General features: G+C 63.5%; 7 protein-coding genes. 3 read left to right on the top strand and 4 right to left on the bottom strand.

What is annotated here, in order from left to right; translation table 11 throughout:
- Positions 1-260: 260 nt before the first annotated feature.
- On the top strand, positions 261-2966 hold the full coding sequence (locus AN476_RS19030; RefSeq protein WP_054463364.1) for a methyl-accepting chemotaxis protein: 2706 nt from the start codon (positions 261-263) through the stop codon (positions 2964-2966).
- Positions 2967-3014: 48 nt separating this feature from the next.
- On the opposite strand, the gene AN476_RS19035 is transcribed toward AN476_RS19030, so the two are convergent.
- Complete coding sequence (locus AN476_RS19035) at positions 3015-3584, bottom strand: hypothetical protein (RefSeq protein WP_253279936.1); 570 nt, start codon at positions 3582-3584, stop codon at positions 3015-3017.
- Between the two features lie 28 nt (positions 3585-3612).
- Complete coding sequence (locus AN476_RS19040) at positions 3613-3906, bottom strand: hypothetical protein (protein ID WP_054463365.1); 294 nt, start codon at positions 3904-3906, stop codon at positions 3613-3615.
- 522 nt (positions 3907-4428) lie between these two features.
- Here AN476_RS19040 and AN476_RS23260 point away from each other — a divergent pair.
- Both AN476_RS23260 and AN476_RS19050 read left to right on the top strand, forming a co-directional pair.
- Complete coding sequence (locus AN476_RS23260; RefSeq protein WP_216598399.1) at positions 4429-10467, top strand: hypothetical protein; 6039 nt, start codon at positions 4429-4431, stop codon at positions 10465-10467.
- A gap of 13 nt (positions 10468-10480) precedes the next feature.
- Positions 10481-11179, top strand: a complete 699-nt coding sequence (locus AN476_RS19050; protein ID WP_253279937.1) for a CpXC domain-containing protein — start codon at positions 10481-10483, stop codon at positions 11177-11179.
- A gap of 64 nt (positions 11180-11243) precedes the next feature.
- On the opposite strand, the gene AN476_RS19055 is transcribed toward AN476_RS19050, so the two are convergent.
- A complete protein-coding gene (locus AN476_RS19055) occupies positions 11244-13607 on the bottom strand; it encodes a bifunctional diguanylate cyclase/phosphodiesterase (protein ID WP_054463367.1) in 2364 nt (787 codons plus the stop codon).
- 3 nt (positions 13608-13610) lie between these two features.
- Positions 13611-14387, bottom strand: coding sequence for an ABC transporter substrate-binding protein (locus AN476_RS19060; protein WP_054463368.1), 777 nt, complete (start codon positions 14385-14387; stop codon positions 13611-13613).
- Positions 14388-14618: the final 231 nt, after the last annotated feature.

The following is a 14618-nucleotide window of genomic DNA, read 5'->3' on the forward strand; positions in this document are numbered from 1 at the left end:
ACATAATATACCTTATTGGATATTTGTAATTTCAAGGGCGCGCGCTCGGCTTTCAGCGGCTTCTGGCCAGGGGAATCGCTAAAAGTTTTCATGCTTTTTTTGCTGCCGCATAGGATTCGTTTACTCTCTTGTGGCCTGCCTAGGGGGAACGGTCAGGCCCGATTTCGGCATCTGCGGCCCGTGATCGAGAGATATTGACCAGGATATATTGGCTTCAGCGCTCCTGAAGCCGGTGCAAACAGGTGAAGGCGCGGCAAGCTATGACAGCAGAACACTCGGTACAGAAATCGGCCAAAGCGACGGGCAGACGTCTGCCCTTTTCCAGCATCGGGGCCAAGATCACCCTGATCCTGCTGGCGCTGGGGGCGGCCACTGCGGTGGGCGGTGTTCTGGTCTCTATGGTGTTCACTGCGGTGGGCAGCCAGATGCAGGAACTGTCAGGCGAGAAGCTGCCTCATCTGGAGATGAGCCAGAAGCTGGGGGAATCCGCCAGCAAGAGCAAGAACGCCATGACCCGGATTTTGCTGTCGACCAATGAGCGTGAACTGGCCGTCGCCGAAGAGACCGTGGCGCAGGCCGCCGAGGCCCTGAGCGCCAGTATTGCCAGATTGCCGGGGCAGGAGCAGGAGGGGTTTAAGGTTGAGGCCGCGGATGCGGCGGAGACCCTGAAAAGCCTGGTGGCGGCGCGGCGCAGCGCCTTTCGCAACCAGGCCTGGATCGAAACCCAGACGGCCGAGTTGCAGGGCCATAGCGAGGCTTTGCAGGGCAAATTGCTGCTGGTGGCCGATGAGGCCTATGCCAATCTGATGGCCGGGGGCGATGCCACCATCACCCAGGTGGATGAGGTGCTGGTTGATCTGGTGGAGAAACAGTTTGGCGGTTTGCAAACCCTGCTGGAAGCCCGCGGCGATATCAATCTTCTGTCCGGTGCGGCGCTGGCTCTGGGCCATGTGCGCGATGTAAAAACCCGCAAGGAGCTGGAGCGCATGGCCACCGAGGCGCTGACCCATCTGGAACCCATTCTGGACCGCTTGGAAGAGATTGGTCTGGATGCCTTTGGCGCCAAACGCGTGCGGGCCGGGGTTGAGGTTTTCCGCAGCACTCTGAATGCCAGCCGCAAAGAGCAAAAAGAAAGCCGCAAGGTGGTGATGAAGGCACGCCAGACCAGTTCGGCGCCGCTGTCGCGGGCGCTGGACAAGATGGTCTTTACCCTGTCGATTGCGGCCAGCCAGGCCAGCGACAACAACAAGCAGGCGATCCAGGGCCTGTTGGACAATCAGGTTGGCGTCCTGCAGGAGCTGTTGCTGGTGACCGGGGCGGTCAGCAGCTTCCAGCTGGCGGCCCTGGATGTGGTGGCGGCGGCGGATATCGCCGCAGCAGAGGCCACCATTGCGCCGATCCAACAGGCCGCCGAGGCACTGACGGGTTTTCTGCAGTTCAATGAGGGCAGCCTGGCGGCAGAATTGCAGGGCATGATTGCTCTGGCGGATCCGACCCAGGGGATGGCGGCCTTTAAGGTGGGCTCGTTGAAAGCGGATCAGGCGGCGGCGGTCGCGGCGGAACACACCGCCGAGGTGGTGCTGAGCATTGCCCATCACGCGGCCGATCTGAGCACCACCAGCCAGAGCGAGATTGCCGAGATGGCTGGCGGGATCACCAGCCAGATGGGGCTGGCGCAGCAGCGCATGCAGATGTTGATGCTGGGCTTTGCCGGGGTGCTGGTGCTGGCCTTGATCCTGACCCGGGTGCTGATCACCCGGCCTCTGGCCAAGATCTGCGAAACCACCGAACATCTGGCCGAAGGCGATCTGAGCCCGGTGAGCGGCTTTGACCGCGCCAGCAGCGAGATCTACCAGATCGCCCGGGCGCTGTCGGTGTTCCGCGACGGGCTGGTGGAAAAGGCCGAGAATGAAACCGCCGCCGAGGCCGAGCGCGAGAAGCGCCAGGCAGATCAGACGGCGGCTGTTGACGCCATTGGCGAGGGGCTGGCACAGCTGTCCCAGGGCAATCTGACCACCCGGATCCAGGCCGAGATGAGCCCCGGCTATGCCAAGCTGCGCGACGATTTCAACGCCGCCCTGGAAGGGCTGGAACACTCCGTCAGCCGACTCAGCCTCAGCGGCAAATCCATCGCTGGCGGCACCTCGGAGATCTCCGCCGCCTCGCGCGATCTGTCGACCCGCTCCGAACGCACTGCCCAGACCCTGGCCAGCACGGCGGCGGCCGTGAACCAGCTTTCGGTCTCGATTTCCCAGACCGCCACGGCCTCGGGGGAGGCCTCGGCCTCGGTGCAAGTGGCGCGCCAGAATGCCGATGAAAGCCTGGATGTGGTGCAACAGACCAGCCAGGCCATGGAGAGCATCAAGAGCAGCTCGGAGAAGATTGCCAAGATCATTGGCATGATTGAGAATATTGCCAAACAGACCAACCTTCTGGCGCTGAATGCCGGCGTCGAGGCGGCGCGGGCCGGCGATGTGGGCAAGGGTTTTGCCGTGGTGGCCTCGGAGGTGCGCACCCTGGCGCATCGCTCCAAGGAGGCGGCGACGGAGATTTCCAACCTGGTGGCCGAAAGCGGTGAGAACGTGGATATAGGCGTCGATCTGGTGGCGCGCACCGGTGAGGTGATCGGAGAGATCTCCAGCTCGGTGACCAGTGCTGCGACCCTGATGCAGGAGATTTCCCAGGCCTCATCAGAGCAATCGGGCAGTCTGAAAGAGATCAATGCCTCGATGGGCAATCTGGATGATGCCACCACCAAGAATGCAGCCCTCTTTGAAGAGGTCACCTCCTCCAGTGTGGGGCTCTCGCAGGAGGCGCAGGCGATGGATGCGGCGCTGGGGGGCTTTCGGACCGGTGACGCGGCAGGCCAGGAGACAGGCCAGGAGACCGGGGCGGCACAGGATCAGGACGACAGTTGGGAGCAGGACAGCTGGGACGACGGGCAGGATCTGCGTCAGGCGGGCTAACCGGCTGATTGGGCGCAGGCTGCGGCCCCCCAGTCTGAGGGGGCTGGCTCAGATGTGATAGCGGCGCAGGCTGCGAAAGATCAGCATCAGGATCAGCATCAGGAAGAACAGGCCAAAGACATCGCCGATCAGATAGGCGATGTAATCCTCCGGGGCGCTGCCAAAGATATAGTTGGTCAGCAGCGAGCTGAGCAGGGAGATCACCAGTCCGACGCCTAGGATGCAGAGCCAGCAGGGGCTGCGCCCCGTCGCCGGGCTGAGATCCCGCCCCAAGAGACGCAGCAGCTGAAAGACAAGCGCGGGAATGGTCACAGCCACGGCAATGGCCGCCAGGCGACTGGGGGCCAGGGCACCCCAGCCCGCCATATAGAAAAACACAAAGATAACCCCGGGCAGGAGCCCCAGAATTGAGCGCCAGCCCAGCAGCCAGGCGGCCAGCACCCGAACCCCATGCGGCAGGAACAGCAGGCTGGCACGGCTGGTGAAATCAGGGAAAAACAGCGCCTGCACCGGCATCAGGATTTCGAAGGTGACAAAAAAGGCAATCAGATAGGCCAGGGAGACGATACCTGTCTCTTTTGTCAGTCTCAGAACGGCTCCTGTGGTCTCTGTCGCCATTGCTACCCTCGTGTATTGCTACCTTGGGTTATCTCGTTGGTGTCTTAACAATATAATAACCACGTACAGAGTTTTTGCATTGCTCCAGGTAACCTTTGCCCTGCAGCGACTTCAGGGCGCGGAAAAACGTGGGACGGGAGACATTGGCCAGAAGCGCATGGTCCTGCAGGAGCGTGGTCTTGACGGCGCCAACATGGACGGCATGATCGCTTGCCGCGTAATAGACATCCCGCTCGACTGTCGACAGATCCTGCAGCCCCATGGACTGTTCCATGTTCAAAAGCAGCTTTCTCAGCTCGGTCAGCTTGGAGATCTCAGACATGGGGTTTTGTCATTGGTTTTTGTGATCCTTTGTGGCGCTTTGAGGCGCCGATAATAGGAGCTCATTCTGCCGAGTGGCGCTGAAAAGTAAACCGCCTTCCTGTTTTGGGGGTGACGCAGAGTGTCATATTGACACTTATCTGGCTTCGCTTACACTCCCTGTCAGTCCGACAGCTATGGAAAAACCGTGAGTGGTGGCGAGTCGACAAGCTCTTTTCAGCACCTAAATTTTTTCAGCGCGGGGCCTTTGGGTCCCGCGTTTTCTGTTTCCGATCTGGCTGACAGGCGGGGGCGGCAGCAGGCCGCGGGCTGGGTTTTTGCGTCCGCGCTCCAGCAGGTCACCGGGTCTGTGCCGACCGGTTAGATCCTGCCGCATGAAACCTGGCGGGCGGGGTAAAAAACTGGACCAAGGGGCAATCTGAGTGCATCCTGATCAGGGGGTCTAGAGGGCGACCTGGGTCTGTCAGGCCGCGCACTCTCTTTTTTATGTTCTATTATCAGTTAATTAGTTGGGGGGTTGACCGTGCCGTTAGACGTGGAATCCGTAAAGGAGCTGAAGCAGAAGTTTAAACTGGCCCGCAATAAAGAGCTGAATTTTGCCCTGGCTCTGGGTAAGAAACCAGAAGACTGTGCCCTGATCATGCATAAGGAGCGGGGCGGAGATAAGCTCTTGCTGCAGGTCAAGAAAACCGATGGCGTGCAGCCGCAAAAATCCTGCCATGGCACCCTGACCGTGGATGGCCAGCTGGTCAAACTCGCCTGCCGCAGCGACCCGCCGGCCGGGCTGGTGAAAAACTTCCGAATCTTCTTTCGCAGCACGGGCATGGCCATGAAGCTGGCGGTTCTGGCCCCCGGCGAGACAGAGTTTGCCCTGGATCCCGAGGATGCGACTGAGGCGGATGCAGATGTTGCCCCGGCCCCGGAACCCGCAGCGGCAGCGGCGGAGAGACCGCAAGAGGCGGCGCAGCTGAGCGCGGCTGAGACAGCGGCTCTGCAGGCGCGGATGGATGCGGTGCAAGAGGCGCTTGGCGGTTTGCAAGGCCCGGCGCAGGGCAAGATCGCCGAGGGCCACCGGCGGGCGCAGATGTTGCTGGAGGACGGAAGCAAACAGGCCGGGACCAAGCTGGCCAAGCTGCTGGACCAGCTGGAAGCGGCACTGAAACAGATTGCCAAGATCGCCGCGCAACAGGCCGCGGCCCCAGCAACAGATCCGGTAACAGATCCGGTAACAGATCCGGCAGAGGCGCGCTGGCAGCAGGGGGCTGCCAAGCTGGAGCCGCACCTGAGCCGGGTGCTGGCGGCAGGCCATGGGGATATCGCGGGGCTTCAGGCGCTCTGGGCAGAGGCGCAGGACCGGGCCGCGGCAGGCGATTTTGCCGGAGCGCTCAAGGTGCTTGGTCAACTGGCTGCACCACTGGCGCAGGCGGTGCAGGCGGCCCAGGGGGCGCAGGAGGCCAATTTGGCTGCCGGAGAGGATAAGGGCCAGCTTCAGGCGGCCTGGGACAGTGTGGTGACCGGCTATGATCCCCTGGTGGCCGGGCTGGAGCGTCAGCAGGATCCGCGTGCGCCCAAGCTGCGCGCCGCCTGGGATATGGCGCTGCAGGCAGGGCGCGCGGGCGATTTTGACAAGGCCAATATGATTGCCGCGCGGCTGCGCCCGGTGCTGGAGGCGGCCCCGGCAGCAAGGTCGGCAGAAACGCCCGCCCCTCCGCCTCCGGGTCCGGATATGGCATCGGGAAACAGTGGACCGGGACATAGCGGATCGGGCAGGGACGCCCCTGCCCCAGATCCTGCTCCTGCCCCTGAGGAAAGACCCGAAGCCGGGCCAGAAGCAGAACCAGCGGCAGCCCCAGCGGCAGCCCCCCCACCCCCGGCTGAGCCGGAGCAGGCTCCAGATCCTACCGCCGGGGCCGCAGCTGATCCGGTCGCAGAGCCTGCCAAGAAGACTGGGGCTCCGGATCTGGCAGCCCCGCTGGCGGACAGCACCGATGATCCGGCCAAAAAACAGGCGCTGCAGAAGATCGACAAGGCGCGCGGCAGCCTGCTGCAGCTCGAGGGGCTGATTGCCGCCTTTGGCACGCCACATCCCGAGCCCTGGGACCGGGCGGTTGCCCAGGCCGATGGGCTGCTCTCGCCCGCAGAGGCGGCAGAGGTGGCGGATATCGACAAGGCTGCCAAACAGGCCGATGCCCTGCTGGCCAAGCTGGAACCCGCCGTGAAGCAGCTGACCCTGGATAAGCAGACCTGGGAACAGCAGCATCCGCTCTTTGCGGCCCGGCTGCAGCCGATCAAGGCCCATGCGCTGAAAGGCGTTGATCCGGTCAAATCCAGGCTCCAGGCGCTGGAGGATGAGATCACAGCGGCCGAGGCCGATGCGGCCCGGTTTGAGTTCAAAAAAGCCGCCAGCGGCATTGTCTCCTTTTTGACGCGTGGCGATGCGCTGGAGGCCCTGGCGGATGATTTTGCCCATTACCGGGCGATCCAGCAGGTGCGGGCCACCCGGGTGCTGCCGGTGCGCGGCAAGGTCTCGCCCCGGGCCCCGGTGCAGGCGGCCATTGACGCGGTGCTGGCGGCCTATGACGACGGGGTGAACGAGGCCGGCAAGGAAGACTTTGAGGCGGCGGTGCGGTTGATGAACCAGGTGCCCGCGCTGCACGACAAGATGGAGCTGATGCAGGATCGGGCCAAGAAGCTGGATGGCGATCCGGCGGCCAGCTATTGGGTTGCAAAACAGGGTCTATTGAAGGCGGTGCAGGCCTATGTCACCTATTTCAGCAGCTACCCGGCCAATGTGAAAGCATTGCTGAGCGCCGGCATGGCGCGTTGCCAGGCGGCGCTGGCGGCGAACCAGCCGGGCGTGCAGCCAGATCTGGTCAAGGCAGCCCAGGCGCTGGAGCTGGCCGAGCGCGAGGCCAGCGATCTGCGCAAACGCGGCGACAAGGCCAAAGAATATGTCGCCCTGCGCGGAGTCTTTGATGCCAAGCTGGGGGATTTCAAGGCCCATGCCGGCACGGCGGGCATTGCCGATGTGATCGCCCGGATGGAGATGGATTCCGCCGCTGCTGCAACGGCGGCAGGCCAGAGCAAATTTGACGGCGCCACCCGTATTCTGGCCGCCAGCCAGGGCGATTGGCCCGCTTATAAGCAGCGCGCCGATGACTATCAGGCCTATAAGCCCAAGCGCGACGCGCTGGAGGCACGGCTGGAGGCGCTGCGCAAGATCCCCCAGGCCACGGCCGCCACAGATGAGCTGGCGGCGGCGGATGCCTATCTGCGCCAGGCCGCCACCCAGGGGGCGGCGCGCGACTACAAAGGCGCGCTTGCCAGCATCACGGCGGGCGATGCCGCGGCGGATGTGGCCAAAAATCTGATCGAGATGCGCGCCGAACTGGCGGCTTTGAAAAAGGACGATGTGCTGGCCGCGGTCGACAAGGATGTGGTGGCCGCCTTCAAGAACTACGAGGAGCTGGCGACCTATGTCGAGGGCAAGGACGGCGGCAGCTTTGCCGCCCTGCGGGCCGCGGCGGCGGTCGAGGCGCAGAAGGGTCGCGATGCCTCGCTGGGGGGCAGTCCCGATCTGGCGGCGGTGCGCGCCCATCTGGGCGCGGCCATCACCCAGCTTGAGGGGGTGCTGGAACGCATTGCCTGTCAGGCCAGTTTCACCAGCCAGCGCAGCGCCCTTGGGCCAGTGATCGGAACCGAGTTGAAAGATGGCAGCGCTGCCCATGACAATTGCCTAACGGCGGAGCTTTTGGCTCTTACTGCGCTGCTGACGGAGGCGGATACTGCGGTGCAGGCGCCGGGGCTGGATTTTGGCCTTGGCCTCGCCAAGCTCAACGCGGCCCAGACCCAGGTGGTGGCAGCGCGCAAGAAACTGGCGCTCTTTGTCGAGGCCAAAGCGGCCAAGGCGGCGTTGACAACCGCCAGCGGCAAGCTGGTGCAATCGCGCGATGCGGCGCTGGCGTTGAGCCCGGCAATTACCGCCAAGGAAAGCATTCAGGTCGAGATCGACAAGATCGCGGGCTTCATCAGTGGCTTTGACAGCGATTGGGCGGCGGGCAAACTGGCGGCGGCAGTGGCCACGCTCAAGGCCAATGCCAAACGCGCTGCCGCCTATGAGGCCGGGCGGGCGGCCTATGAAAAAACCATCAAACGGCGGCGGGACTGGGTGCTGAACCGGGAAAACCTGATCGCTACCGGGGATCTGGTGGCGGCAGAACGCCAGGAGGTAGCGACGGCCAAGGCGGCGCTGTCAGAGCTGTTGCAGAACCGCGCCTATCAGGCGGCGCAGAAACTGGCTGGCACGACCTATCATGTGATCAGCCGTGGCGCGGCGGTGCTGCAGGCGGCGACGACCTATGCCCCCAAGCGCGCTGCTGCCGAGGTGGCCGTGCAGGCGCTGGAGGCGGAGGTGGCAAAACTGCCGGGTGCGGATGCCCCGCCCCAGACCCAGGCGGCAGCTCTGCGTCAGCGCTATGATGCGGCCCAGGCCACAACCGCCGCGCCGACCCGCGCTTTTGCCCCTGCCGGGGCAGAGATGGATCAGCTGCTTGCCGCCTGCCCGCCGGTGCTGGATCTGGCCCGGGCGCATCTTGCCTTTGAAGCGGCGCGCGCCACCGCCGAGGCGCGGATCGCCGCCGTTAAGACGCCCGAGAATGCCCGGCTGATTGCGCCGATGATTGCCCGGCTTGAGGGCAAATATGCCAATGCGCTGGAGCTGGCCGCCAAGGGCAATCTGGGTCAGGCTCAGGCGCTGGTCAATGTGCTGCCGCAAGACTGCACCGAGGCCCTGGCAGCGGCGCGCAACAGCGCCGCGCTGGCGGCGATTGCCACAGATCTGGGCCAGGCCGGGCCCGAGGACAGCGCTGCCGTCGTGGCTGCGGTAGAAAAACTGCGCGGGGTCTTTGACGCGCTCAGCGGCGAGGAGATGGCCAAATATGCCAAAGAGCTGGCGACGGTGAAAACCCAGGTCGAGGCACTGGAAACCCAGGTAAAATCAGATCCTAATAAGGCAAAATTGGCAATCCCGGCGGCGCTCACGGCCTGCGAGGCGCTGCAGCTGGAGGTGAGCCATCACCAGCAATTGACGGAACTGGCCAATCGCATCAGCACGCGGATCACCACAAAATGCGCGCCCTTTGTGAAATACGGTATCATTCAGGAGGATGCCCTGGTGCTGGGGGCCGAGGTCACCGCAGCGCTGGAGGCGGCGCGGGCGGGCGGCGATATCGCGGCGGGCAATCTGGCGCTGGAGGCGGTGATGGACCGGCTGCACGCGCTGTTGCAGATGGCGGCGCGCCATGACCAGCTGGTGCAGGACTGCACCGAGCTTGAGGCACAGCACAAGGCGCTGATGGGCAGTGCCCATCGCTATGCCATCCGCGAGGATCTGGAGCAGCTTGCGGGCGAGATCCAGCAGGCCCGCGCGGCAGCCAACAGCCGCGATCACGACAGCGGCGAGGCCCATGTGAAAGCGGCCAAGGAACGGGCGGTGGATGCCACCGCCAAGGAGAAGATGGCGGGCAATCAGCCGCCGTCACCGGCCAATATCAAGGCAATCCTGGACCGCCCCGATGGCGATGCCCAGTTGGACGAAATGATCAAGGGGCTGGATGCTTCGGCGCAGCGCCGGGTGCTCAAGGTGGCCTTTGAGGCCAAATATGGCTGCCAGCTCAACCTCTACCGAAATGCCAGCAGCAAGGATGCTTCCGGCAATCGTCGCGACATTCATGCGGCTGGCAATCTGGTGGCGGCGGATGCCAAGAAAGGCCCCAATATCCGCCGCCTCTACGAGGTGATGGCGGTGCTGCCGCCCAAGGACACCCGCGACAACCGCTCGATGGCAATTGTCGGCTATGAGGTGGTCGAGGATCAGCGCGGCTCGGTCTATGCCGGCGGCGACAAGGAAGTGCTGATGCGCGAGGGCAATGCCAATCTCAGCGGGGCCTATGGTTTTGGCCGCCCGCATGAGGTGGGCGCGGTCGATGACAATTGCAAACCGGCGGATCAGGAGCAGGTGGATTTCTTCTCCTGGAACACCCTGCACGAGGCGGGGCACGCGGTGGATGACCAGCGCAGCTTTATGAGCGGGGTGGCGGGCAATGCCGCCTATGGTGATTGGCAGGAACATGGCAAGAATATCAAACCCGTGGCCGAGGCCATCGCCGGGCAGTATGACTATGACCTGGGCTATGTGATGCAATATATCAGCAATCCTGCCGCCACATTGGCGCTGCCGGAGTGCCCGGAAGACACTGATCCCGAGGTCTGGGAGCAGCGCCGCAGTCAGGCCTGCGCCCATGTGGATATGGCCCGGGCGGGCAACAATCCCTGGGCCAGCGCCGCCCTTGCCGCCAAGCTCAATATCGGTGGCCGGGTCTATCATGAAAGCTATGACACCGGCACCTGGAACAGCTATGCCTTTGCCGCCCGCAAACAGGCGATCACCGGCTATCAGTTCCGCGCACCGGGGGAATGGTTCTCAGAGCTTTATGCCGCCTATCACAGCAAAAAACTGAAAGAGCAGCATCCGGCCGTCAGCTGGCTGGAAAAGCTGACCTAAGGGGGAAGTAACGATGTCACTTTTTGTTCCAATGAATCTGACCTGCCCGGCCTGCGCAGAGGTCTTTACCTATGAGGCGGTGGGCAGCGTCAATGCCGACCGCCGCCCCGATCTGCGCGACGAGATCCTGCAGGAGCAGTTTCAGACCGTCACCTGCAGCGCCTGCGCCCATGAATTTCGCCTGGAGCCGGATTTCAACTATCTGGATGTGGGGCGGGGCCAGTGGATTGCCGCCCTGCCCGCCCGCGCCCTGCGCGACCATCTGGAGAGCGGGGTGGAAAAACAGGCGGTCTTTAATCTGAGCTACGGGGCGCAGGCGCCGGAGGCGGCGCGGGCGGTGGGCCGCAGCCTGCAGCCGCGTCTGGTCTTTGGCTGGCCGGCCCTGCGCGAAAAACTGGTGCTGCAGGAGATTGGGTTTGATGATGTGATCTGGGAGGTGGCCAAGCTGGACCTGCTGCGCAGCCTGCCCGATGCCCCCCTGGCCGAAGGCGTGGATCTGCGCCTCTTGGGGGGCGGCGGGGATATGCTGGATCTGGCCTGGATCCGCGCCGACAGCGAAGAGCATCTGAATGATTTCCAGGTCTCGCGCGCGCTTTATGACGATATCGCGGCCACGCCCGGCCCCTGGGCGGCGGTGCAGGCGCTCTTGGGGGCCAGCATGTTTGTCGATATTCAAAAGCTGTTTATGGGGGCAGGCGAAGACGCCGCCTGATCGACCGGTCCAGAGCGCTGCTGGACGCCCTGTTTGGATCAGTCCAGCGCGCCCGGAGCCGGGCCTAGCCCTGTCTGTTCAGCGGCTGACCCGGGAACAGCCGGGCAGTGGCGGCGCGTTCGGTCAGGGGTGGGCCGTCAAAATAGCCCTGCAGATAATCCACACCGCAGGCTTGCAGCAGCTGGCGGTGCAGATCGGTTTCGGCGCCCTCGCCGGTCACCCGCATGCCCAGGGCATGGCCCAGCTCGGTAATGGCGCCGACAATGGCACGGGTCTCTTCAGATTCCGGCAGCTTGGACACAAAGGCCGCATCCACCTTGATCTTGTCGACCGGGAATTTCTGCAGGTAGCTGAGCGAGGAATAGCCCATGCCAAAATCATCCAGCGCCACAGTCACCCCCAGTTCCTGCAGAGCCTGAATTTCGCGCAGGGCGGATTGGCCACTGGCCAGCACCACGGTTTCGGTGATCTCGGCCTCCACCGCAGAGGCCGGGCAATTGGTCTCATAGAGGCAGTCATTGACAAATTCATCGACCTGGGTGCCAAAGAGTTTGGGGGAGAGATTGACCGCCACCCGGCCCTGAAACCCGGCCGCGTGCCAGCGGGCGGTGGCCTGAAAGGCCTGGGTCATGATTTGATAGGTGAGCTCGCGAATGAGGCCGCTGTCCTCGGCGATGGGAATGAATTCAGCCGGTGAAAGCGTGCCCAGCTGGCGATGGTGCCAGCGCGCCAGGGTTTCAAAGCCGATGACGGCGCCGCTCTGCAGGTCGGTCTGCACCTGATAGACGGGGCGGATATCACCCTGGCGCAGCGCCTGGCGCAGCTCGCGCTCCAGCAGGCTCTTGCGTTTGATTTCGGTTTCCAGATCGGCGTGGAAGACCTCGACCATGCCGCGCCCGCCGCGTTTGGCCTCATAGAGCGCCAGATCGGCGCGTCGGATCCCTTCCGAGGGCTTGGCCTGAGGCCCCGAGAGGGTGGCGATACCTGCCGACATTCCGGTGTGCAGCACCTGGCCATTGACCTCTTGAGGCTGGGCCATCTCGGCGACCAGACGGTTGGCGATATTGGTCAGCCGGGTCAGGCTGTCGGCCCCCTTGACCAGAATGGCAAATTCATCGCCGCCCAGCCGGGCCGCCATGACATAGGTGCTGGCACAGGATTCAAATTTATGCGCCACCACCTGCAACAGCGCATCTCCCGCCGGATGCCCCAGGGTATCATTGATCTGTTTGAAATGATCCAGATCGGCCAGCAGGATCGAGACCTCTTCGTTCTCCTGCTGCAGCCAGGTTTTCAGGGTCTGCTCCATCAGGCGGCGGTTGGGCAGCCCGGTGAGACTGTCATGTTCCGCCAGAAACCGCACCCGTTCCGCCTGGCGTGCCTGGTCCGAATGGTCCGAGGCCAGCAGCATGGACCCCAGATAAAACCCGTGTTCATCGCGGATGGGCCCGCCCCGCACCAGAAGATTGAGCACATGCCCCGAGAGGCTGTGGGGGGTGGTGGCCTCAAAGGCAAAGCTCTGGTTGAGCTGGATATGGTTTTCGGCAAGATCGGCGAGATCTGGGGGCAGCCAGGAGCGCAGGTTCAGCGGCCGCCCGATCTTGGCATCGCCAAAGAACAGTTCCCCATTGGGATTGCACAGCACCACCTCGCCGGTTTCATCGGCCAGGAGCACCCCATCCCGGGTGGATTGCAGCGCCCGCTGGATCCGTTTGTGCGCGCGCCGGGCGCTCTCATCGCTTTCGGCGCGCAGCTCTGCCACCTCAATCTTGTGGCGGCGCAGTTGATCCAGCGCCTGGGCCAGCCCGCCAATCTCGTCATGCCGTTCAAGCCCGGGGATTTCACCGGTGAAGCGCTCGTGGCGGATGTCATTCATCGCCGCCGAGATCTGCGAGAGCGGGCGCGACAGGCGCGACAGCACCAGAAAGGTGAGCAGGCCGATCAGGATCAACACCCCGAGCGAGGTCAGCAGGTGATGAAGCATGGCATCCCAGAGCGGCGCGGCAATCCCCGCCGTCGAGAGGGTGATTTCCAACCGTCCCAGCTCCTCGAATTGCGTGCCGATCTGATAGGTGATCATCTGGCTGGCCTGCAGGTCATCCGCAGCGGGGGTATAGCCCTCGGCCTGGCGGATCAGCAGCTGGTTGTCGCTCTGGTCAAACAGCTGCACCTGAGAGGTATGGCCCTCGCTGATCACGCTGGCGAGGATGTTTTCGATCTGGGTGCTGTCAAAGTCCCACATCGGCTGGGCCAGGGCCTGGCTGGCCAGGGTCAGGACCATGGCACATTCCCGCTCGAGAGCGCTCAGAAAGGCCGCGCGGTGATCCAGCATATCATGGGCAACGCTAAAGCTCTGGATCACCAGCAGGGTGAGCAGCATGCCCAGGAGCAGGCGATTGCGAAAGGAGCGGATGGTAAAGCGGATCATCGGTTACCCCTTCAGCCCGTAGCGGGCCAGGATGGCCCGGTAGCGGCCGCTGCGCCGCAGCTCGGCCAGCCCCTGTTCCATCTGCCTGACATAGAGCGCCGACCGGGGATGTCGCGGCGAAAACCCGATATGAAGCGAGCTGCTTTGGGCGTGGGGCAGCAGCACAACCTGATCCTGCAGCCCCAGCTGCTGGAGCTGATACAGCAGGGCCGAATGTTCCTCCACCATCACATCAATGCGCCCGGCCAGCAGATTGCGCGCCAGGGCGTCATTGCCGCTCAGCAGCTGGATCTCGCCCGGCTCCGGGCTGCGTGCCGCGATATGCTCCAGCACCTCGGTGGTATAGTCATAGTCGCGCGTGGCGCCCAGGCGCAGACCGGTCAGCTCCGAGATCCGGGTGATCTCGCGCAGCTCGCCGCGGCGAAATCCCAGGGCCTCCTGATACTGGCCAAGCGGTGGGCTGAAGATCAGTTCTGGGACCTCACTGGCATCGGTGCCGATAAGGCCGGTGATCTCGCCGCTGCGCACCTGGACCAGGCTGCGCGACCAGTTGAGCTGGGCATAGCGCACCTCATGACCAAAGGGGGCCAGAGCCTCGCGGGCCAGTTCCACCATAAAGCCGGGCGCAGCGCTGCCCGGGGTGCAGTTGAAGGGGCACCAGGGATCGGCTCGCAGCTCGATCACATCGGCCCGGGCAGAGGATACAAGCAACGGACCGATCCCCGCCAGGGGCAGGATCAGGGCCAGGAATAGAATATGGGCGCAGCGCAGCAGGGGCATAGGGGGCTCATGTCTCATTCTGAAATAACCTGTCAGAACTTTGTTAAGCGAAGGTATGGTCAGGGGGATTGAAACAGGCACAAAAGGAGAGGATGTGCCCGGAAATATTGAAAATTTTCATGACCACGGAGAGATGTGGCCAAGGTGTGCCGCCTCTTGGTTGTGCGCCCTGCCCCCTGCGGGGTCGGCCCTGGGCACTACAGAGCGCCTGCGGCTCTATACAAGCGCGGT

Source organism: Phaeobacter sp. 11ANDIMAR09 (assembly GCF_001294455.1).
GTDB lineage: Bacteria > Pseudomonadota > Alphaproteobacteria > Rhodobacterales > Rhodobacteraceae > Pseudophaeobacter.